This window comes from Enterobacter sp. RHBSTW-00318 (genome assembly GCF_014101375.1).
GTDB lineage: Bacteria > Pseudomonadota > Gammaproteobacteria > Enterobacterales > Enterobacteriaceae > Enterobacter > Enterobacter ludwigii.
The window spans coordinates 4,712,427-4,734,769 of the sequence record NZ_JABXQH010000001.1 but is presented as its reverse complement, the minus strand read 5'-3'; the positions used below and the strand labels follow the sequence as shown (position 1 = coordinate 4,734,769).

The following is a 22,343-nucleotide window of genomic DNA, read 5'->3' as shown; positions in this document are numbered from 1 at the left end:
CATGAGCTTTAACACAATCATCAACTGGAACGATTGTTCGCAAGAACAACAGCGCGCGCTGCTGATGCGTCCGGCGATTTCTGCCTCAGAAAGCATTACCCGCACCGTGGCCGAGATCCTTGATAACGTCAAAGCCCGTGGCGACGATGCGCTGCGGGAATACAGCGCAAAGTTTGATAAAACCGAGGTTGGCGCTTTAAAGGTAACTGAACAGGAAATCACGGACGCGGAAAACCGCCTCGGTGACGAGATCAAACAGGCGATGGCCGTCGCGGTGAAAAACATTGATACCTTCCACACCGCGCAGATATTGCAAGCGGTCGATGTGGAAACCGTGCCCGGCGTACGCTGCCAGCAGGTCACGCGTCCGGTTGCGTCGGTGGGGCTTTACATCCCCGGTGGTTCCGCCCCGCTGTTCTCTACCGTATTAATGCTTGCAACCCCGGCACGCATCGCCGGTTGTCAGAAAGTAGTACTGTGCTCGCCGCCTCCGATTGCCGATGAAATTCTCTATGCGGCAAAACTGTGTGGCGTACAGGCGGTGTATAAAGTGGGGGGTGCACAGGCAATTTCCGCGCTGGCGTTTGGTACCGAATCCATTCCTAAAGTGGACAAAATTTTTGGCCCGGGCAACGCGTATGTGACCGAAGCAAAGCGTCAGGTCAGCCAGCGTCTGGACGGTGCCGCAATTGATATGCCTGCCGGTCCTTCTGAGGTGCTGGTGATTGCCGACAGCGGTGCAACGCCGGACTTCGTCGCCTCCGATCTGTTATCCCAGGCAGAACATGGCCCGGACTCACAGGTTATTTTGCTGACGCCGGATGCGGATATGGCAAGACGCGTGGGTGAAGCCGTTGAACGTCAGCTTGCCGACCTGCCGCGCGCCGACACGGCACGCCAGGCACTCTCAGCAAGCCGCCTGATTGTGGCGCGCGATCTGGCGCAGTGCATTGCCATCTCCAACCAGTACGGCCCGGAACACCTGATTATCCAGACCCGCAATGCGCGCGATCTGGTTGACAGCATTACCAGCGCAGGTTCGGTCTTCCTTGGCGACTGGTCACCGGAATCCGCCGGCGATTACGCTTCCGGCACCAACCACGTTCTGCCAACCTACGGATATACATCAACCTGTTCGAGCCTCGGGCTGGCGGATTTCCAGAAACGCATGACCGTACAGGAGCTGTCCCGCGAGGGGTTTGCCTCTCTGGCCTCCACCATTGAGACACTGGCCGCCGCCGAACGTCTGACCGCCCACAAAAACGCCGTTACGCTGCGCGTTGCAGCCCTGAAGGAGCAAGCATGAGCATTGAAGAATTAGCCCGCGAAAATGTCCGTCGCCTGACGCCTTATCAGTCTGCTCGTCGTCTGGGTGGCAATGGTGATGTCTGGCTGAACGCTAACGAATACCCGACGGCCGTACAGTTCGAGCTGTCGCAGCAAACGCTGAACCGCTATCCGGAATGCCAGCCGAAAACGGTTATCGAAAATTACGCCCGGTACGCAGGCGTAAAGCCTGAGCAGGTGCTGGTCAGCCGGGGTGCAGATGAAGGCATTGAACTGCTGATCCGAGCCTTCTGCGAACCGGGTAAAGACGCGGTGATGTACTGCCAGCCAACCTACGGAATGTACAGCGTCAGCGCAGAAACCTTTGGCGTGGCGTGCCGTAACGTGCTTTCGCTGGAAGACTGGCAGCTCGATCTGCAGGGGATTGCCGATAATCTTGACGGCGTGAAAGTGGTGTTCGTCTGCAGTCCAAATAACCCGACCGGGCAGATTATCAACCCGCAGGACATTCGAACCCTGCTGGAGATGACGCGCGGTAAAGCGCTGGTGGTGGCTGACGAAGCCTATATTGAGTTCTGCCCGCAGGCGACGCTGGCTGGCTGGCTCGAGGAGTACCCGCACCTGGTTGTACTGCGTACGCTGTCAAAAGCTTTCGCTCTCGCTGGCCTGCGCTGCGGCTTTACGCTGGCCAATAAAGAAGTCATCGACCTGCTGATGAAAGTGATTGCGCCATATCCACTCTCTACGCCGGTTGCCGACATTGCGGCGCAGGCTTTGGCCCCTCAGGGGATCAAGGCGATGCGCGAACGCGTGGCACAAATTCTTGAAGAACGGCAGTATCTGATCACTGCCCTGAAAGATATTCCCTGCGTGGAGCAGGTATTCGACTCTGAAACCAACTACATCCTGGTACGCTTTACCGCGTCGAGTGCCGTATTTAAATCTTTATGGGATCAGGGCATTATCTTACGAGACCAAAATAAACAACCATCCTTAAGCGGCTGTTTGCGTATTACCGTAGGCACCCGTGCAGAGAGTCAGCGCGTGATTGACGCCCTGAAAGCGGAGAAAGTATGAGCCAGAAGACCCTCTTTATCGATCGTGACGGTACCCTTATTTCGGAGCCGCCAACCGATTTTCAGGTCGATCGTTTCGACAAACTGGCTTTTGAACCCGATGTAATCCCGGTGCTGCTCAAGCTGCAGAAAGCCGGCTATAAGCTGGTGATGATCACGAACCAGGACGGGCTGGGTACCGACAGTTTCCCGCAGGCGGATTTTGACGGCCCGCATAACCTGATGATGCAGGTACTGACCTCTCAGGGCGTTAAATTTGATGAGGTGCTGATCTGCCCACATCTGCCTGCCGATGAATGTGACTGCCGCAAGCCTAAGGTAAAGCTGGTCGAACGCTACCTGGCGGATGACGTGCTGGATAAAGCCAATAGCTATGTTATTGGCGATCGCATGACCGATATTACGCTGGCGGAGAACATGGGTATCTCCGGGCTGCGCTATGACCGTTCCACCCTTAACTGGGCAAAAATTGGTGAGCAGTTGACCCAGCGTGACCGCTACTCGCACGTTGAGCGCAACACCAAAGAGACGCAAATCGACGTTAAGGTCTGGCTGGATCGCGAAGGCGGAAGCAAGATCCACACCGGTGTGGGTTTCTTTGACCATATGCTGGACCAGATCGCGACCCACGGTGGTTTCCGCATGGAGATCGCCGTGAAAGGCGATTTGTATATCGACGATCACCACACCGTGGAAGATACCGGCCTGGCGCTGGGTGAAGCGCTGAAGCTGGCACTCGGCGACAAACGCGGCATCAACCGTTTTGGTTTTGTGCTGCCGATGGACGAGTGCCTGGCTCGCTGCGCAATGGATATCTCCGGGCGCCCACACCTGGAATACAAAGCGGATTTCACCTACCAGCGCGTGGGCGACCTCAGCACCGAAATGGTTGAACACTTCTTCCGTTCATTGTCCTACACCATGGGCCTGACGTTGCACCTCAAGACCAAGGGCAAGAACGACCATCACCGCGTGGAAAGCCTGTTCAAAGCCTTTGGCCGTACCCTTCGCCAGGCGATTCGTGTGGAAGGTGACGCCCTGCCCTCATCGAAAGGAGTGCTGTAATGAATGTGGTGATTCTGGATACCGGATGCGCCAACCTGAACTCCGTAAAATCGGCGATTGCCCGTCACGGCTATGTGCCGGACGTGAGTCGCGACCCGGACGTCGTACTGCGCGCCGATAAGCTTTTTCTGCCCGGCGTAGGGACAGCGCAGGCGGCGATGGATCAGATCCACGAGCGTGAGCTGGTGAGTCTCATCAAAGCCTGTACTCAACCGGTGCTGGGAATTTGTCTGGGCATGCAACTCTTGGGCCGACGCAGTGAAGAGAGCAACGGTGTTGATCTGCTCGGGATTATCGACGAAGACGTGCCGAAAATGACCGATCACGGTCTGCCTCTGCCGCACATGGGCTGGAACCGTGTTTATGCCAAAGCCGGTGACAGACTGTTTCGCGGCATTGAAGACGGGGCCTATTTTTACTTCGTGCACAGCTACGCCATGCCGGTAAATACGTACACCATTGCCCAGTGCAATTACGGCGAAGCATTTACCGCGGCGGTGCAGAAAGATAACTTCTTCGGCGTGCAGTTTCACCCGGAACGTTCGGGTGCCGCAGGCGCACAGTTGCTGAAAAACTTCCTGGAGATGTAATGATTATTCCCGCTTTAGATTTAATCGACGGCACGGTTGTCCGTCTCCATCAGGGCGATTACGGGCAGCAACGCGACTACGGTAACGACCCCTTGCCACGTTTGCAGGATTACGCAGCCCAGGGCGCGCAGGTGCTGCACCTGGTGGATTTGACTGGCGCAAAAGATCCGACAAAACGTCAAATCCCACTTCTTAAAAAACTGGTGGCCGGCGTAGATGTGCCGGTCCAGGTAGGCGGTGGCGTACGTACGGAAGATGACGTTGCGGCGCTGCTGGACGCTGGCGTGGCGCGGGTGGTCGTCGGCTCGACTGCCGTTAACGATCCTGAAAAGGTTAAAGCCTGGTTCCGCCGCTTTGGCGCTGACGCGCTGGTGCTGGCGCTGGATGTTCGTATCGACGAACAGGGTAACAAGCAGGTTGCAGTCAGCGGCTGGCAGGAAAATTCCGGGGTGACGCTGGAAGAGCTGGTCGAGAGGTATCTGCCCGTTGGCCTGAAGCACGTGCTGTGCACCGATATCTCCCGCGACGGCACGCTGGCAGGCTCTAACGTTTCTTTATACCAAGAAGTCTGTGCGCGTTATCCGCAGGTGGCCTTCCAGTCATCGGGGGGTATTGGTGATATCGCTGATATTGCCGCGCTGCGCGGAACGTGTGTACAGGGCGTGATTGTGGGCAGGGCCCTGCTGGAAGGTAAATTTACTGTGACGGAGGCGATTCAATGCTGGCAAAACGGATAATCCCTTGCCTGGACGTACGTGACGGCCAGGTAGTGAAAGGCGTGCAGTTCCGCAACCACGAAATCATTGGCGATATCGTCCCGCTGGCAAAACGCTACGCTGAAGAAGGCGCAGATGAACTGGTATTTTACGATATCACCGCCTCCAGCGATGGCCGCGTCGTGGATAAAAGCTGGGTGGCGCGCGTGGCAGAAGTGATTGATATTCCCTTCTGCGTGGCAGGTGGGATTAAATCTGCGGAAGACGCGGCAAAAATCCTCTCCTTTGGTGCCGATAAGATTTCCATTAACTCCCCTGCTTTGGCAGACCCGGAGCTGATTACCCGTCTGGCCGATCGCTTTGGCGTACAGTGTATTGTTGTGGGGATTGACACCTGGTATGACGCCGCAACGGGTAAATACCATGTCAACCAGTACACCGGCGATGAAAACCGGACCCGCGTCACCCAATGGGAGACGCTGGACTGGGTGCAGGAAGTCCAGAAACGTGGCGCAGGAGAAATTGTGCTGAATATGATGAACCAGGACGGCGTGCGTAACGGCTACGACCTGGAGCAGCTGAAAAAAGTCCGCGCGGTCTGCCACGTACCGCTGATTGCTTCCGGCGGTGCAGGCACCATGGAACACTTCCTCGAAGCCTTCCGCGATGCAAACGTTGACGGCGCGCTGGCGGCCTCCGTGTTCCACAAACAGATTATCAATATTGGTGAGTTAAAAACGTACCTGGCCGACCAGGGCGTGGAGATCAGGGTATGTTAACAGAGCAACAACAGGCACAACTGGACTGGGAAAAAACTGACGGATTACTGCCGGTGGTTGTACAGCATGCCGTCTCAGGTGAAGTGCTGATGCTGGGATATATGAACCAGGATGCACTAACCAAAACCATCGACAGCGGCAAGGTCACCTTTTTCTCGCGTACCAAACAACGCCTGTGGACCAAAGGGGAAACCTCTGGCCATTTCCTGAATGTGGTCAGCATTACGCCGGACTGCGATAACGATACGCTTCTGGTGCTGGCGAATCCGATCGGCCCAACCTGCCACAAAGGGACCAGCAGCTGCTTCGGCGATGCAAGCCACCAGTGGCTGTTCCTGTATCAGCTGGAACAGTTACTCGCTGAGCGTAAAACGGCGGATCCTGAAAGTTCGTATACGGCTAAGCTGTACGCCAGCGGGACTAAACGTATTGCGCAAAAGGTGGGGGAAGAAGGTGTTGAGACCGCGCTGGCCGCGACCGTGCATGACCGCGAGGAGCTGACCAACGAGGCGTCGGATTTGATGTATCACCTGCTGGTGCTGCTGCAGGATCAGGAGCTGGATTTAACGGCGGTGATTGAGAATCTACGTAAGAGACATAAATAAAAAAACCGGGGAATTTCCCCGGTTTTTTATCTCATGAGAATCACGATTTTGGTTTGTAGTTCCGCAACGCGTTGCGACCCAACACCACACCTGAACCGATAATCCCGCCAAGCAGGACAGCAAGGATCAGAGTGATGGCTTTTTTCGGGCTATCGCGATAAACAGGAAGATCCGGTTTCATGACATAGCGATAGACATGAATGGTGTCCGGGTTAACATTCAACTTCTCAATATCCAGCAAGTTCTGCTTGGTCTGGTAGTACGCTCCTGAGAACACCAGCGGACGAGACGCTTCGTTTTCAATCATCGATTTTAACGCTTCGCTGCCCAGCAGGAACATGGTTTCCTGCGTCACGTCCTGAGTTTGCTGAATCTGTGGAGAGGTGATTTTAGCCGCTTCAGCGTTCTTCAGCGCTTCCGTAATCTGTTTAATGCGCAGATCTTTTTGCTCCTGAGAGACTTTCTCCTGGTTTTCCAGCGAGTCATTCAGTGTTGTGATCTGCTGCTTAATGTTATCTTTAAGGTCTACGGTTAACTCTTTCGCGGTTTGCTCGTCAACCTGTTGAATATACTGGGCTAGCTGCTTTTGAGCTGCTTCAGCAGATTCACCAACATAGCTGACGGTCAATGGAAATGCTTGTCCCTTAACCGTGGTATCGATGGTCAGCTTTTCCGGAATTTCCTGATTTTCAAGCGCCTGCGCTAATGCTGAAAAAGATGAATTAAAACGACTAATTGCACGAGTTTGGATATCCAGAATCGATGGTGCTGCTCCACCATAAAGGATATTCAACGCGTTTGCATACGTTGCAATCTGCGCGGCATCCGGTTGGGCTATGATGGCGGACGATGTCCATTTCTCTTTTGCTACAGTGATGTAGATCCCAGCCAATATGATAAATACAGCAACAAAAGCTCCAACAACCCACTTCCCACGCCACAATTGCAGCACTAAATCAAGTAAATCAATTTGCTCCGGGTCATTACTTCTGCTGACCAGGTTATTGTTGTTCTGCGTCATACAATCCCAAACAGATGATAAAGGGCAAAATTAAACATGTTCACATAGTGTATCTTTTGCTACGGATTTTTCTATAAGAATCCGATGAGTTAAATCGGAAAGATGGGTTATGTAACTGGCATCCGCCGCGCTATGATAGACGCAATGTGATGCGTGATGGCATCAGTAAGAACACATATTTATGAGGGAAGGTATGAAATTTCTGGTAACGGGTGCAGCAGGCTTTATCGGCGCAAATGTCAGCAAACGACTCCTGGATGCCGGTCATCAGGTCGTCGGTATTGATAACCTGAATGACTACTATGATGTCAATCTTAAGCTGGCACGTCTAGATCTGCTGGCATCTGACAGTTTCGCCTTCCACAAGCTTGACCTGGCCGACCGTGAAGACATGGCCGCACTGTTCGCCCGTGAGAAATTTGATCGCGTCATCCACCTGGCCGCACAGGCCGGTGTACGCTACTCGCTTGAAAACCCTCATGCCTATGCAGATGCCAACCTGATAGGGCATCTCAACGTGCTGGAAGGCTGTCGCCATCACAAGGTACAACATCTTCTGTATGCGTCTTCCAGCTCCGTTTACGGTCTGAATCGCAAGATGCCTTTTTCGACTGACGATTCGGTCGATCACCCTGTCTCACTTTATGCCGCGACCAAAAAAGCCAATGAACTGATGTCGCATACCTATTCCCACCTGTACAACCTGCCCACGACGGGCCTGCGTTTCTTTACCGTATACGGTCCGTGGGGTCGTCCGGATATGGCGCTGTTTAAGTTCACCAAAGCGATGATTGAAGGCAAAAGCATTGATGTCTACAACTACGGTAAGATGAAGCGTGACTTCACCTATATTGATGACATCGCCGAAGCCATTATCCGTCTGCAGGATGTTATTCCTCAGGCCGATGCAAACTGGACCGTTGAAACCGGTTCACCGGCAACCAGCTCTGCGCCTTATCGCGTCTATAACATTGGAAACAGCTCTCCGGTTGAACTGATGGATTACATTACGGCTCTTGAAGAGGCGCTCGGGATAGAGGCAGAAAAGAATATGATGCCAATCCAGCCGGGTGACGTACTAGAAACCAGCGCAGATACTAAAGCGCTGTATGACGTTATTGGCTTCAAACCGCAGACTTCCGTTAAAGAAGGCGTGAAGAATTTCGTTGACTGGTATCGCGACTTCTACAAAGTATAAAAACAAAAAAACCGGCAAGTGCCGGTTTTTTTATGCGCCTTAAGCAGAGACTCAGTCGCTACCAAACAGATCGCGGGTATACACTTTATCCGCCACGTCGGCCAGTTCTTCCGCCATACGGTTAGAGATAATCACATCCGCTTCCTGTTTGAATGCATCCAGGTCACGAATCACACGGGAATGGAAGAATTCATCTTCCTGCATCGCTGGCTCATAAATAATCACCTGAACGCCTTTAGCCTTAATACGCTTCATGATTCCCTGAATGGAAGAGGCGCGGAAGTTATCAGAACCGCTCTTCATGATCAGGCGATATACGCCCACCACTTTCGGCTGACGGGCGAGAATGGAATCGGAAATGAAGTCTTTACGCGTACGGTTTGCATCAACAATCGCTGAAATCAAATTGTTTGGCACAGCCTGATAGTTCGCCAGCAGCTGTTTGGTATCTTTTGGCAGGCAGTAGCCGCCATAGCCAAACGACGGGTTGTTGTAATGGTTACCGATACGCGGGTCGAGGCAAACACCTTCGATGATCTGGCGGGTATTCAGGCCCAGACTCTCGGCATAGCTGTCCAGCTCGTTGAAGTAAGCCACGCGCATTGCCAGGTAGGTATTCGCGAACAGCTTGATCGCTTCGGCTTCGGTGGAATCGGTAAACAGCACAGGGATATCTTTCTTGATTGCGCCTTCCTGAAGCAGAGCAGCAAAACGCTCCGCACGCTCAGAGCGCTCACCGATGACGATACGGGATGGATGCAGGTTATCGTATAACGCTCTGCCCTCGCGCAGAAACTCTGGCGAGAAGAAGACATTATCAATACCCAACTCTTCTTTGATTGATTTAGTGAAACCGACCGGAATGGTCGACTTAATGATCATCACTGCATTCGGATTAATCGCGATAACGTCTTTGATCACCGCTTCAACCGTCGAAGTGTTGAAATAGTTGGTTTTTGGATCGTAGTCTGTTGGGGTCGCAATGATGACAAAGTCCGCATCACGATAAGCATCTTCTTTATCGGTGGTAGCACGGAAATTCAGCGGTTTGTTCGAAAGGTAATCCTGGATTTCTTTGTCTACAATCGGCGATTTCTTCTGATTCAGCATATCCACTTTGGACTGTACGATGTCCAGCGCAACCACTTCATGGTTCTGGGCAATCAGAATGCCGTTTGAGAGACCGACATAGCCTGTTCCGGAGATTGTTATTTTCATTCGCTAATGACTTCTGTGAGTTAACTGTACTGATGGCCGCCTGACCATCGCGATAAACCTGACTGTTGGGCTTTGTACCTCCTGGCCAACAGAACTGTCAAGGCAAACCAGGAGTAATCCCTGCTCGCAGGATGACATTCAGACTACTTCGAGTATCGCGAGCCAAATTTTGCGTAAAAAAAACCCGGAGACAAGCTCCGGGCCTTAATTACAACGCGTTATTTAACTTATTCCATCCATTCGGTATGGAATACACCTTCTTTATCAGTACGCTTATAGGTATGCGCGCCAAAATAGTCGCGCTGTGCCTGAATCAGGTTCGCAGGCAGAACGGCAGCGCGGTAGCTGTCGTAGTACGCCACTGCTGCGGAGAAGGTCGGAACCGGAATACCGTTCTGCACAGCGTAGGCCACAACGTCACGCAGCGCCTGCTGGTATTCGTCGGCAATCTTCTTGAAGTATGGCGCCAGCAGAAGGTTAGCAATACCCGCGTTTTCCGCATAAGCATCGGTGATCTTCTGCAGGAACTGCGCACGAATGATGCAACCTGCGCGGAAGATCTTCGCGATTTCGCCGTAGTTCAGATCCCAGTTGTTCTCGTCTGACGCGGCACGCAGCTGAGAGAAGCCCTGCGCGTAAGAGACGATTTTACCCAGGTACAGAGCGCGGCGAACTTTCTCGACAAATTCAGCTTTGTCACCCGCAGGTTTAGCCTGTGGGCCAGACAGCACTTTGGATGCCGCAACACGCTGCTCTTTCAGGGAAGAAATGTAACGCGCAAATACGGATTCGGTGATCAGAGACAGCGGTTCACCCAGATCCAGAGAGCTCTGGCTGGTCCATTTACCGGTACCTTTGTTCGCAGCTTCGTCCAGAATCACATCAACCAGGTATTTACCCTCTTCATCTTTTTTCGTGAAGATATCTTTGGTGATGTCGATCAGGTAGCTGTTCAGCTCGCCTTTATTCCACTCGCTAAAGGTTTCAGCCAGCTCTTCGTTAGAGAGATTCAGGCCGTCTTTCAGCAGGGAGTATGCCTCTGCAATCAGCTGCATATCGCCGTATTCGATGCCGTTGTGCACCATTTTGACATAGTGACCCGCACCGTCCGGACCGATATAGGTCACACAAGGCTCGCCATCTTCAGCAACGGCTGCAATTTTAGTCAGAATTGGTGCAACCAGCTCGTACGCTTCTTTCTGGCCGCCAGGCATAATAGATGGACCTTTCAGCGCGCCCTCTTCACCACCGGAAACTCCGGTACCGATGAAGTTGAAGCCTTCAGCGGACAGCTCACGGTTACGACGAATGGTGTCCTGGAAGAAGGTGTTACCGCCATCAATGATGATGTCGCCTTTTTCGAGGTAAGGTTTCAGGGAGTCGATGGCTGCATCGGTACCTGCGCCCGCTTTCACCATTAACAGGATACGACGAGGTGTTTCCAGAGACTCAACGAACTCTTTAACCGTATAGAAAGGAACCAGTTTCTTGCCCGGGTTCTCAGCAATCACTTCTTCGGTCTTATCACGGGAGCGGTTGAAAACGGAGACGGTATAACCACGGCTTTCGATGTTGAGCGCCAGGTTGCGCCCCATCACTGCCATACCGACAACGCCGATTTGTTGCTTGGACATTACATACTCCTGTCAGGTGTGGTCACCACGGCTTATGCGCGGCTTGAAATGTGGTTGAGATGTTAACTCAGTATTAGGTGACATGAATAGCTTTTGCTGACCTATGTCACACTGATTGCACAATCCAGGTACAGTCCAGCCGCCAGAAATACGCTGGCGGCAGACTTTCACTTCCTGAGCAAAGCCAGAATTTCTTGCGTCTTCTCTTCCATCAACGCCGTATCCGCGCGGGATTCCACGTTCAGGCGCACCACCGGCTCGGTATTTGAAGAGCGCAGGTTAAAACGCCACTGCGGGAACGCCATGCTGATGCCGTCGGTACGGTCAATTTCCAGCGCATGGAGGGCAAAATGCTGCTCCACGCGGGCAATGGCCTCGGCCGGCTGCGCCAGTTTGCTGTTGATTTCGCCACTTGCCGGGAAGGCCGCCATGCGGTCGCGTACCAGCTCGCCAAGGGTCAGTCCCTTGAGGCACAGCAGCTCGGTGACCAGCAGCCACGGGATCATCCCGCTGTCGCAGTAGGCAAAATCGCGGAAATAGTGGTGGGCGCTCATCTCGCCGCCATAAATGGCGTCTTCTTCGCGCATACGCTCTTTGATGAAGGCATGACCGGTTTTGGACATCACCGGCTGGCCGCCCGCGGCGTTCACCACATCCACGGTGTTCCAGGACAGACGCGGATCGTGAATGATCTTCGCGCCCGGGTTCTTCTCGAGGAACGCTTCCGCCAGCAGACCGACAATGTAGTAGCCTTCGATGAACTGGCCTTTTTCGTCGAACAGGAAGCAGCGGTCGAAATCGCCATCAAAGGCGATACCCATATCGGCACCGTGTTCGATGACCGCGTTACGGGTGTCGTCGCGGCACTCCGGCAGCAGCGGGTTCGGGATACCGTTCGGGAAGTTGCCGTCCGGGGTGTTATGGACCTTAACGAAGGTTACCGGGACGTTCAGGGCCTTAAAGCGGGCTTCGAGCGCATCCACCACCGGGCCGGCCGCGCCGTTACCGGAGTTGATCACCAGCTTCAGCGGTTTCAGGTTTGCAACGTTGATGTAGCCCAGCAGGTGGTCGATGTACGCTTTACGCAGGTCGATCTGCTTATAGCTGCCGCGTTTCGCTTCATTCACCGGCGGGAAATCGTTGGCTTCCGCCAGGCGCTGCACGTCGCGCAGGCCGGTGTCGCCACTGATAGGACGCGCGCCCTTGCGCACCAGCTTCATGCCGTTGTAGTCCATCGGGTTGTGGCTGGCCGTCACTTCGATACCGCCGTCTACACCCAGATGGAAGGTGGCAAAATAGATCTCTTCGGTCCCGGAAAGGCCGATATCCAGTACGTCCACGCCCGCGTCCTGCAGCCCTTTTGCCAGCGCCAGCTTCAGGGATTCGCTGGTCAGACGCACGTCGCCGCCCAGCACGATAGTTTGTGGTTTCAGGTATTCGCCGTACGCTCGACCGATGCGCCACGCGATATCTTCGTTCAGCTCTTCGCCCAGTTTGCCGCGAATATCGTAGGCTTTAAAACAAGATAATGTGTTCATATTATGTAAATTAAACTCGACCATATCGATCAGCTATACGGACGATGTCATCGTCCCCAAGATAAGCACCAGAGCGTACTTCAATGATTTCAAGCGGAATTTTGCCCGGATTTTCTAGGCAGTGTTGCGCTCCGACGGGAATATATACAGACTCATTTTCACATAATAAGAATTGTTTATCATTGAGAGTTACTTTCGCAGTACCGGCAACGACAACCCAATGCTCTGCTCTATGGAAATGAGTCTGAAGAGAAATACCCTCACCTGGATTTACTTCGATCCTTTTAACTTCATAACGTCTACCGGTATTAATAGAGTCACATTTACCCCAGGGACGATAAACTTCTCGGTGTATTCTATATTCACTTCGCCCAGCAGTTTTCAGGTGTTCAACAATTTTTTTAACATCCTGAACTGCATCATGTTTGGTCACCAAGATGGCATCTTTGGTTTGTACAACAATTAGATCTTCTACACCGAGCATAGTCACTAGACCAGATTGAGCGTGGACATAATTATTGGAACTATTATGAGTTATGATGTCACCAATTAAAACATTTCCTTGTTCGTCTTTATCACTAATTTCCCATAATGAAGACCATGATCCAACATCGCTCCAACCAGCATTCATCGGTACAACTACAGCATTGGCTGTATGTTCCATGACAGCATAATCAATTGAAAGATCAGGACAATTAGAGAAAACACCATGATCAATGCGGATAAAATTCAGATCCTTGTCAGGTGATTGCATCGCCTTATTACAGGAATCATGAATATCGGGACAGAATTTATGCAACTCAGAAAGATATTTCCGAGCACAAAACATAAACATTCCACTATTCCAATAATACCCACCATCAGACAAAAGTTTTTCTGCTACTGCCAGTTCTGGTTTTTCAATAAATGCATTGACTTTGAAGGCACCAGAAATTTCACCACTACTTATTTCTTCACCTGCCTGAATATAGCCAAAACCCGTTTCAGGTGTTGACGGCTCAATTCCGAAAGTGACCAAATTACCGTTAATAGCATATGGTTTAGCGATACGAATAGAATTTATAAAAGAAATATCATCTTTAATTATATGGTCTGCTGCCAAAATCAATAAAAGAGTATCTTCATTATCAGGAAGATTGTCTAAAGACTTAATAGCTGCCAACGCAACTGCAGGTGCAGTGTTACGACCAATGGGCTCAAGTATGATTTCATTTAATGCATTGATTTGACGAAGTTGTTCAGCAACAATGAAACGGTGCTCTTCATTACAAATTACAATCGGTGGTGCAGTCTCTAAGTCGTTAAGTCGCGAAATTGTCTGCTGTAGCATACTTTGCTCCCCCTCAAGCGTTAGAAACTGCTTGGGGTAAGTTAGACGCGAAAGTGGCCATAAACGAGATCCACTACCACCAGCCATAATGACAGGAATAATATTCATAAATCAATTTTCTCTTAAAAAATCCTGAACCCAGTAATTAACAGAGTATTTATTATATATCTCCGCCTCTAATAACTTGTATTTTCTTTGTAGGAATTCGTCGACTTGATTTTTCGTAACTGTGTTATCAACAACCAGAATGTTGTTCTCATCAAAAAAGTCGTAATTGATGATACTTTTATTAGTTGTTATTAGCTTGCGCTTAGCACCGAGTGTTTCAATAGACCGCATTGTCAGACCTTGCTGCAATGGATGAGATATATCAAGGATACATTTAGAATTTACAACGACTGAAATAACATCATCTTCTTTTAATGATTTAAATGAAACATCTTTAAGGGCAACTTTCTTGATTTCACGAGTAATGTATTTTTTATAGAAAAAAACCAAAAAACTAGGGCAATAAAAGAAAATATATGAATTAAATCCATGGCTTATTTTTTTTACATACTCATATCTTGATGAATGCACTGTTCCAATAAAAGACAAGTCGTATCTCGCAGAATTAGACAACTTATCGATATTGTAAGCTTCCGAATAAAACAATGGCTTAAACCTGATATTAAAGATTTGAGAGTCGTTAAAGTCAAATGTATAAAATGAATCAGCATGCGAAATTAACTTTTGTGCCTGGGGTTTATTCTTAAATGAATCCCACATATAGATTACTATATTTTTGCATTTTGCCCGGAATTTATTAAGCAAATATGGAGTAATAGATTCTGGATTGATTATAACTAGAACGTCAACAACTTCATTTATTGAGTCCAGAATATTCAAATAATAATTTTCGATCTTTTTTTTCAGAAGTGAATTTAAGCCAAATCTTATGAGGGCTCGAACAAATAAATCTGTTGAAGGCCTTTCATCATGTAGTTCAACAGTATAGCCTTGTTTTTCGATTGCCTTTTTGATCTCAATATCATAAGAAAAAAATTTAGGACAAAAAACCAAGGCTTTTTTTGAATAAAACACTCAACTACTCCCCTAATTCTTTCCTAAAAGTTTTATTGTGTTAGCTATCATACTTTATCCACATGTTTTTAGTGTAATCAAATCGCTTGATAACTTTAGCAGGATTTCCAACAGCGATTGAGTGTTCAGGAATACTTTTAGTAACCACTGAATTAGCACCGATAATTGAGGATTTACCAATTACAACACCTGGCAATACTACAACTCCTTCGCCTAGCCAGACATTTGATTCAATGTATACCGGAGCTGTACTCAATTCTCTATTACGGCAAATAGAGTCAGGATGTGATTGATTTTCTCCAACGTAAGCTCCATGATTAAGATCTGTTATAAAGACTCTACTGGCTATTAAAACATTATCACCAAGCTTAACACATTCCCCAGCAGCAATATGTACAGAATCATTGATTTGACAATCAATTCCAATAATTAGAGCAGGAGATGGCTTATCTCCATATGCTTCAAGACGGCAATATCGTCCAGTTGTAAAACCTTTTCCAATTTTTATTTTATCTTTACCACGGATATCAAAAGGACGACGTATGATACGAGCATGACGACTAATTGATAAAGTTAAAAATTTATCAATAACCAAGCGCAAGCATCCGAAAAAACCGTAATGACTTAAAAGAGACATTATTTCAAGCACTCCTTGTATATTGCCAAGGTATCTTTATAGCATTTTTCCCACGAAAATTTCTTTGCTTGAGTGAAACCATTATTGCGTAATTTGTTATAGAACAACTGGTTTTCAAGTTCTTTTAGAGCATGGGCTATAGCTGCAGGATGTGGATCATCTAACAAAATTGCTGCATCACCTGCAACTTCTGGTATAGATGAAACATTGACAGCAATGACAACACATCCACTACGCATTGCTTCAATCACGGGTATGCCAAAGCCTTCATAAAGAGAAGGATAAAGAAGGCAGAAAACACGGTTATATATACTATTAAGTTCTTCGTCCGAAACACGTCCAAGGTGCTTATAACGTCCAGGGATTTTATTTTCTAGTAGTGCTATTTCTGCGCTAGTTAATTTACCGCCACCAACAATACTCAATCGAAGCGATGGAGAAAGTGAAAGAGCATCAACGGCCATTAAGAAATTTTTATATCCATGTCTTGCACCAACAAACAAAACTTCGTTAGTTTTATTAACATCAAGGATGGGATAATATTTCTCCGAAACCCCATTATGTACAACACGCACTTTCTCTTCTGATACAGCACAAAACCTCATTAAATCTTTAGCTGTATTATGAGAAACGCAAATAACCACGTCACTATTATTAATTGCACGGTTTTTTTGCCAGGAATGCATCCATTGCGCAGGCCCCTTGCGGAAAAGTTCATAAGTAAAATCATGAACAGTAGTAATAATTTTGGACGATTTTTTATTTATAGGCAATCGATAATGTGTCGAATGAAAGATTGCCTCATGATCAATACCATTGATATCAATATCACGCCAACGTTCTTGAATCCTTTGCTCACGTTGATAGAGCTTTGTATTAGCACCATCCAGTGTAATGTTCTGGTGACTGCCATTGTATCTTATGTAATTTAATTTATTATTATCTTGTTGATAATATGACAGTAACTGCTCAAAATAAACTGTACACCCTCCACCATTTTGTAAATTTTCAATAATCCCATCAACGGTTAGCTTCATAATATATCTCTTTCCGCGGTATTTTATTAGAAATGAAATAAAGAATAGATACAATTAAAAAGAACATGCCCGGTGTAAAATAGCCTGCACCTCGAATGAAAAACTCTAGAAGGCTAGCTAAATACAAACTATAAAACAATAATATTTTCCGGTCTGCTGTAAAACGGTTTCGCCTGGCAGCGATGAAAACCTTACACCATCCTATAACATATAAAATAATTATAAGAATGCCAAACACCCCGAACTCACCAATAATTTTAGGAGCGGTTGCACCGCCATCAAATTGATTGATATATATATTGATCATCCCAAAAATTTTATTAGATATATCACCATATACTGTAGATATACCATATTGTTGAAAACCTGCGCCTAGCAGACTTTGCCGTAAAGTCAGAAATGCATTTTCCCACCCCTGCATCAATACAAGTGCAGATAAGTTACTAGTATCCCCAGACAAATCTAAACGTTCACGGTAATAAACAAAGAAGTCACTCTCGATAAAAATATAAACTGGTATTCCGCTTATACAAAATATAATGAATGCAGGCAGTAGATTTTTTGCTGTAATTAAATAAGCCAACATAACTGCAAAAATCATAGTGAAATTCTGTATATATACTCCCCACAACCCAAAGGCTAACAAAAGACTTAAACGAAGTCGGTTTCTGATATTTGTAAAAGAAAAGTATATCAAAAACGGTGCGCAAGCCAGAGCAAAGTGAGAAGGTTCCTGAAATAAAAAAGTAGGTTTTTCTAAACCAGTATTGAAAAAGTCTATTTTTGAAAGACTGATCATTCCATTCAACATGATAATCGACATTACAAAAACTATGGTTGAATGTATATCAAAGTCAAAAGCATCATCAATTGCGTTTTTAAAAATATATGCTGCACAAGCACAGATGATACCAAAAATGAAGCTTAAAAAGAATTTAAAATAATCTGGCGGAGCCAAATCAACACTATAGAAAAGAGTGATCAGTGTAAAATGAAGAATAATAAATAAAAAAGACACAAACAATAAAACAAAGAGAGTGATATCTCTTTTTTTAAAAACAATTCTTTTCTTATTTAAAAGTACGCGATAGAGGATAATTGCCAGTGAGCTTATGACAATTCCAACAGTAAATGATGACTGATGAGCAAATATCATTAATAGCGATGGTAAAAAAACCACCATAAAAGCTATAATTGATTGATAAATCACATTTATATTAATTTTCATTTCATTTTTAAGCCATCAATTAACCCTTTCCAAATTGCCTTTTTTTGTTTATTAGATGACATTAATAACAAAAATATTCTTGACGAAAGCACATAACTCAGGGAAATGAACCACTTTAGTCCTCTTAAATTTTTACGAATAAAATAAAGCCGATTTCGTGTCAGATGGTACATGCCGAAATAAGAAAGATCTCCACCAGTACTAGAACCAACCTTATGATAAATGATTAGACTCGTTACAACATTTACCAAATAACCAGCTTTATTGGCTCGATAAAGGAAATCCGTATCATCATAGTAAGCAAAATATTTCTCATCCATTTCACCTACTTCATCCCACAATCGTCGAGTAATCATCAAGAAACATGTCGGCGCATAGGTATGTTGATGAATTTCAGGAAAATCCGAACAGATAAATTCTTGATCAATATTTTCATGTGGTGCCAATGCTTTAAATTCATCAAAATGACCACCGCAATACCAAATTTTTTTCTCTGGATAATTCAGTATTGTTGGACCAATCATGTCTAGTTTATTGCCCTCCGCTGTCGTAACCAATTTCATCAGTATTTCTGAGTCAGAAAACAATAAATCGTTATTAAGGAAGACAATATAATCACACCCTTGGTTATATGCTTCCCACGCGCCCTGATTATTTCCCGCAGCAACACCAACATTTATGCCTTGATTATCAATAAAATAGATTGACATGCCATAATTATTACCTAGCTTTAGTGCTAACTCTTTCGATTCAGGTGATGAACTATTGTCAACAATATATAAACAATAATTTTTGTAATCCTGGAGTGCCAGACTTGAAAAGAAATCTGGTAAAACATTTGGTGAATTATATAATACTGTTACCAATCCGATCTTGGGATTATTCATCATTATAAACTTCCCATGTGTTGCTCTTAACATTAAATGTTTTAAGAATTCGCGCAGGGTTTCCAGCCACGATACTATTATCAGGGATATTTTTTGTAACTACTGACCGAGCGCCAACAACACAATTCCTGCCAATTGAAACCCCTGGGTTTATATGTGACCCAAAACCAATAAAGCTATTATCGCCAATTGATACGGGTAATATTTTACTTGAAATTCTATTACCAATTTTTTCTACTTCATACTGCTCATCAAAAGGGTGGATAATATCTACAATAGAGCAACAACCTGTTATAGAAACATTATTACCAATTTTGATGCTATCTTTAGCTACTAAGTGAACATTTTGTTCGATATTAACATTATCACCAATTTCGATTACAATGTTCTTACCATTTTTTATTACCTCAATTCTAGCACCGTTACGGATTAACACATTTCGGCCTATTGCTATTCGAGAAGTATTTCGCAAAAGCATCGGGTGTATGATACGACTCCCTGAGCCAAATTTACCCATAATACTCTTGTACCATAATTGACCTATAAAGTAAGAAATCTTATTATAGATTTTTATTAAAATCATGGTGTAACCCATTTTCCGATATTAATATCGTAACGTTTGATTACTTTCGCCGGATTACCGGCAATCATAACAAAACCATCGGGAAAAGATTTTGTCACAACTGCTCCAGCGCCGACTATTGTCCAGTTACCCAATTCTATTCCAGGAAGAACCTTCGAGGAAAAACCAAGAAAAACATTATCGCCAAGCACTATTTCGCCTTTATCAATATCTGGTTGCGAAAGGATACGCCCAGCAGAAGGCTCCATCCCATGCGCCAGAGTGCTTAAAAAAACGTAATCACTTAGAACTGAGTTTTGGCCAATTTTAATTTTTGAATTGGTATGAATATTAGCATATCGCCCAATATATACACCTGAATCGATTTCAATTACTGCAGAAGTATTTTCTCGGATAATAAAAGTTGCGCCATGATGAATAAATGCTGTCTTATCTATCTTAACTCTTCGATCTAAAAAATATAGATATTTTATCTTATAAAATAGACTTTTAATTCTGCTAAACATATTAACCCCCTAATAATGCCTTTATTATTTTTACATTCTTATAAATCATATTTGCAATAATTAACAATATTACTAACATAAAAATTAAAAATAACTGCTTTTCTTCGTAATCTATAAATTCCATCTTTAGTTTGACAAGCGCTGTAATAACAGTAAATAGAATTAGTGGCCCACCCGCAAGTAATAATCGATAACGACCTTTACTGGTTTCTATTGCAGAAATATCTATCAGCTTAAATGAATAAATAAGCATAATAAGAATAGTCGAGATTCCTAACGATATAGCGGAGGCATATATTCCATACGTTTTAACAAAGGCATATGTAAGGGCTACACTAACTATGCCTTCTAGCAAAGGTAAATACATAATTTCATTCTGTTTCCCTTTTGCAAGATACACAAGTCCAAGTGGTGAACTGATTAAGCGAGTTAAGTTAGTAAGAAGTAATAAAGAAAAGATAGGATAGGTCATGATTGCCACATTATCACCTACCCACAATTTCATTATGTAATCACCAATGACGAAATTTGCAATAAGAATAAAGAAAGTAAGGTAAAATAGCGTCTGTGATAACATATAAACAAAACGGTCGAGTTTGTTTTTATCATCCGCATGAACCATTTTTACTAAGGGTTGCAATACTGGGGTGATCGCTGCATTGAGAAAGCCAACTACTGCAGTAACTAAAGTTATTGACAATGCATAATATGCATATTCTTTAAAGGCAAACTTTCCGACAAGTACACTATTGAGATTAACAATTAAAAAGGTCGACAAATTAAAAACGAAGACCCCTAAGCAATAATTCAAAAAACAACCAAAACTAGCACCTGACAATGAATCGTCAAGTCGATTTTTGTCCGTTTTATTTGTAATACTGAAATTCCTATATAAACAATAAATTATAATATAAGACAGCATATTTATTGTTAAATAAACCCACGCCATTGTGAGCATACTATGTTTGGCTGAAAAATATATCCCGATGCCAAGTATAATACGCGAAACAAAATTTATAATTGCGGGGATTTCATTCCTCTCTACACCTGTAAAATATCCATTAAAAGAAGACGTGATTAAGCCCAATATAAAGGATAATGAAACTATGAAGAACACAGTAGGCGCAGATGGAGAGTCATTATGATTAATGGCTTCAAAAATGGAATAAAAATTTACATAACTTATAAAAAGTATCGCAATTGAGATCAGCACTCCAATTGAAGAAACAGTTAAGCCATACTTTATAACACGATGCACTTGCAATTCATTAAGTTGTGCTTTTGCTAATGTAATATAACGTGCAACAGATAATTGTCCTGTAAAACCGATCAAAGAGAAGAAAGCACCAACTTGTAAAGCCAGCGACCATATAGCAAAGTCATTTATTGACAGTATTTTGATCAATAATGGGGATATAATTATCCCCAAAATCACATTCGAAAAACCGTTTATTACATTTGATATGGCATTTTTTATGAGTCGATTGAAACCACTCATTTTAATTTACCATTTCTGATCGAAAACGAGTCACCATCGAGTCAATATCATCAAGTACGTTTTTTGGATTATAGTTTGGGATCGCTGATTCAAGAGCACTGATATCGTTGACCGGGAAAACTTCACGTGGGAAATTACACTCGTGCCATGTTACAGTACAATTCGTCGTTTGAATCAGTACATTAGCTATCTGTTCTGCCGAAATATTATACCCAGCGGCTATGTTATAAATTTTACCCGATGCATTCTTATACTGAGATAAATTGATACAAGCTAGTGCTACGTCTTCAACAGACACATAATCTTTCTCATAATGGCGATCAATAAACATATCGATATGGCCGTTATTAATTGCATTACGAGTAATTGATGGTAAGAACAACGGGCTATTCAATGCTACGCCATAAACATTACTCGGTCTGACAATGACAATATCTTTCCCACTTTTCAGGCATAGCTCTTCTGATACCAGTTTCGTCAGATTAAACAAACGACGAGCATCATCCTGGCAAACAACCAAATCAGCATTTTCTTGTGTGTCATTACCATTCATGTAAACACGAGTAGAGGACATAAACACCAAGCGGTTAAATTTCGAATGCTGTAAAATATCAGACAAAAGTGCGCAGTTTGCCTGAAAGACATTAAATGGTGTGTTTTGACAATCACCATTGCCGGCACAATAAATAACGATACCCAGGTCTTTTGTAAAAAGGGTTTGTTCGTCCCGTTGAGGTACCCAAACATCATGTTTTAGTTTTTTTAACTGGTCGACGATTTCGTTACCAATGAACCCTCGTCCACCAATGACTGTATACTGAGCCATA

22 protein-coding genes are annotated in these 22,343 nt (G+C 45.5%); 8 read left to right on the top strand and 14 right to left on the bottom strand.

Annotated elements, in window-relative coordinates; all coding sequences use genetic code 11:
• Position 1 precedes the first annotated feature (1 nt).
• Genes hisD through hisIE form a run of 7 tightly spaced genes read left to right on the top strand, consistent with a single transcriptional unit; the run spans position 2 to position 6,118 of the window.
• Positions 2-1,306: a histidinol dehydrogenase gene (gene hisD / locus HV157_RS23215; RefSeq protein WP_182268995.1), complete on the top strand. Its 1,305-nt coding sequence runs from the start codon at positions 2-4 to the stop codon at positions 1,304-1,306.
• On the top strand, positions 1,303-2,364 hold the full coding sequence (hisC, locus tag HV157_RS23210) for a histidinol-phosphate transaminase (RefSeq protein WP_182268994.1): 1,062 nt from the start codon (positions 1,303-1,305) through the stop codon (positions 2,362-2,364). The genes hisD and hisC overlap by 4 nt, the downstream gene beginning before the upstream one ends.
• A complete protein-coding gene (hisB, locus tag HV157_RS23205) occupies positions 2,361-3,428 on the top strand; it encodes a bifunctional histidinol-phosphatase/imidazoleglycerol-phosphate dehydratase HisB (protein ID WP_025203709.1) in 1,068 nt (355 codons plus the stop codon). The genes hisC and hisB overlap by 4 nt, the downstream gene beginning before the upstream one ends.
• The gene (gene hisH, locus HV157_RS23200; protein WP_032680653.1) at positions 3,428-4,018 is read left to right on the top strand and encodes an imidazole glycerol phosphate synthase subunit HisH; all 591 of its coding nucleotides are present in this window, start codon (positions 3,428-3,430) and stop codon (positions 4,016-4,018) included. Before hisB ends, hisH begins: the two co-directional genes overlap by 1 nt.
• A complete protein-coding gene (hisA, locus tag HV157_RS23195; protein ID WP_182268993.1) occupies positions 4,018-4,755 on the top strand; it encodes a 1-(5-phosphoribosyl)-5-[(5-phosphoribosylamino)methylideneamino]imidazole-4-carboxamide isomerase in 738 nt (245 codons plus the stop codon). The genes hisH and hisA overlap by 1 nt, the downstream gene beginning before the upstream one ends.
• Positions 4,737-5,513: an imidazole glycerol phosphate synthase subunit HisF gene (gene hisF, locus HV157_RS23190; protein ID WP_032680652.1), complete on the top strand. Its 777-nt coding sequence runs from the start codon at positions 4,737-4,739 to the stop codon at positions 5,511-5,513. The genes hisA and hisF overlap by 19 nt, the downstream gene beginning before the upstream one ends.
• On the top strand, positions 5,507-6,118 hold the full coding sequence (gene hisIE, locus HV157_RS23185; protein ID WP_014170795.1) for a bifunctional phosphoribosyl-AMP cyclohydrolase/phosphoribosyl-ATP diphosphatase HisIE: 612 nt from the start codon (positions 5,507-5,509) through the stop codon (positions 6,116-6,118). The genes hisF and hisIE overlap by 7 nt, the downstream gene beginning before the upstream one ends.
• Before the next feature lie 40 nt (positions 6,119-6,158).
• Here the strand turns inward: hisIE and wzzB are convergent, their stop codons facing one another.
• Positions 6,159-7,139 (bottom strand): LPS O-antigen chain length determinant protein WzzB, encoded by a 981-nt coding sequence (gene wzzB / locus HV157_RS23180; protein WP_182268992.1) that lies wholly within the window; start codon positions 7,137-7,139, stop codon positions 6,159-6,161.
• A 193-nt stretch (positions 7,140-7,332) separates the two neighbouring features.
• Between wzzB and HV157_RS23175 the strand changes: the two genes are divergently transcribed.
• Positions 7,333-8,337, top strand: coding sequence for an NAD-dependent epimerase (locus tag HV157_RS23175; protein ID WP_182268991.1), 1,005 nt, complete (start codon positions 7,333-7,335; stop codon positions 8,335-8,337).
• Positions 8,338-8,388: 51 nt separating this feature from the next.
• Here HV157_RS23175 and ugd read toward each other — a convergent pair whose 3' ends face one another.
• From ugd to HV157_RS23110, 13 genes are all read right to left on the bottom strand, one after another.
• Positions 8,389-9,555 carry a UDP-glucose 6-dehydrogenase gene (gene ugd, locus HV157_RS23170; protein WP_020883283.1) on the bottom strand — a complete coding sequence of 389 codons (1,167 nt, stop codon included), beginning with the start codon at positions 9,553-9,555 and terminating at the stop codon, positions 8,389-8,391.
• A gap of 227 nt (positions 9,556-9,782) precedes the next feature.
• Positions 9,783-11,189, bottom strand: a complete 1,407-nt coding sequence (gndA, locus tag HV157_RS23165) for an NADP-dependent phosphogluconate dehydrogenase (protein ID WP_182268990.1) — start codon at positions 11,187-11,189, stop codon at positions 9,783-9,785.
• A gap of 167 nt (positions 11,190-11,356) precedes the next feature.
• Positions 11,357-12,727 carry a colanic acid biosynthesis phosphomannomutase CpsG gene (gene cpsG / locus HV157_RS23160; RefSeq protein WP_182268989.1) on the bottom strand — a complete coding sequence of 457 codons (1,371 nt, stop codon included), beginning with the start codon at positions 12,725-12,727 and terminating at the stop codon, positions 11,357-11,359.
• A gap of 10 nt (positions 12,728-12,737) precedes the next feature.
• Positions 12,738-14,165 carry a mannose-1-phosphate guanylyltransferase/mannose-6-phosphate isomerase gene (locus HV157_RS23155; RefSeq protein ID WP_182268988.1) on the bottom strand — a complete coding sequence of 476 codons (1,428 nt, stop codon included), beginning with the start codon at positions 14,163-14,165 and terminating at the stop codon, positions 12,738-12,740.
• Positions 14,166-14,168: 3 nt separating this feature from the next.
• A complete protein-coding gene (locus HV157_RS23150) occupies positions 14,169-15,140 on the bottom strand; it encodes a hypothetical protein (protein ID WP_182268987.1) in 972 nt (323 codons plus the stop codon).
• 40 nt (positions 15,141-15,180) lie between these two features.
• The gene (locus tag HV157_RS23145; RefSeq protein ID WP_182268986.1) at positions 15,181-15,777 is read right to left on the bottom strand and encodes a DapH/DapD/GlmU-related protein; all 597 of its coding nucleotides are present in this window, start codon (positions 15,775-15,777) and stop codon (positions 15,181-15,183) included.
• Positions 15,777-16,814, bottom strand: coding sequence for a glycosyltransferase family 1 protein (locus HV157_RS23140; protein WP_182268985.1), 1,038 nt, complete (start codon positions 16,812-16,814; stop codon positions 15,777-15,779). The genes HV157_RS23145 and HV157_RS23140 overlap by 1 nt, the downstream gene beginning before the upstream one ends.
• Entirely contained in the window at positions 16,798-18,042 is a 1,245-nt protein-coding gene (locus HV157_RS23135) for a hypothetical protein (protein WP_182268984.1), read from the bottom strand. The genes HV157_RS23140 and HV157_RS23135 overlap by 17 nt, the downstream gene beginning before the upstream one ends.
• Positions 18,039-18,932 (bottom strand): glycosyltransferase family 2 protein, encoded by an 894-nt coding sequence (locus HV157_RS23130; protein ID WP_198922407.1) that lies wholly within the window; start codon positions 18,930-18,932, stop codon positions 18,039-18,041. The genes HV157_RS23135 and HV157_RS23130 overlap by 4 nt, the downstream gene beginning before the upstream one ends.
• The gene (locus tag HV157_RS23125) at positions 18,922-19,512 is read right to left on the bottom strand and encodes an acyltransferase (protein WP_182268983.1); all 591 of its coding nucleotides are present in this window, start codon (positions 19,510-19,512) and stop codon (positions 18,922-18,924) included. Before HV157_RS23125 ends, HV157_RS23130 begins: the two co-directional genes overlap by 11 nt.
• Complete coding sequence (locus HV157_RS23120) at positions 19,509-20,018, bottom strand: acyltransferase (protein ID WP_182268982.1); 510 nt, start codon at positions 20,016-20,018, stop codon at positions 19,509-19,511. Before HV157_RS23120 ends, HV157_RS23125 begins: the two co-directional genes overlap by 4 nt.
• A gap of 1 nt (position 20,019) precedes the next feature.
• A complete protein-coding gene (locus HV157_RS23115; RefSeq protein ID WP_182268981.1) occupies positions 20,020-21,516 on the bottom strand; it encodes an oligosaccharide flippase family protein in 1,497 nt (498 codons plus the stop codon).
• Position 21,517: 1 nt separating this feature from the next.
• Positions 21,518-22,342, bottom strand: coding sequence for an SDR family oxidoreductase (locus HV157_RS23110; RefSeq protein ID WP_182268980.1), 825 nt, complete (start codon positions 22,340-22,342; stop codon positions 21,518-21,520).
• Position 22,343: the final 1 nt, after the last annotated feature.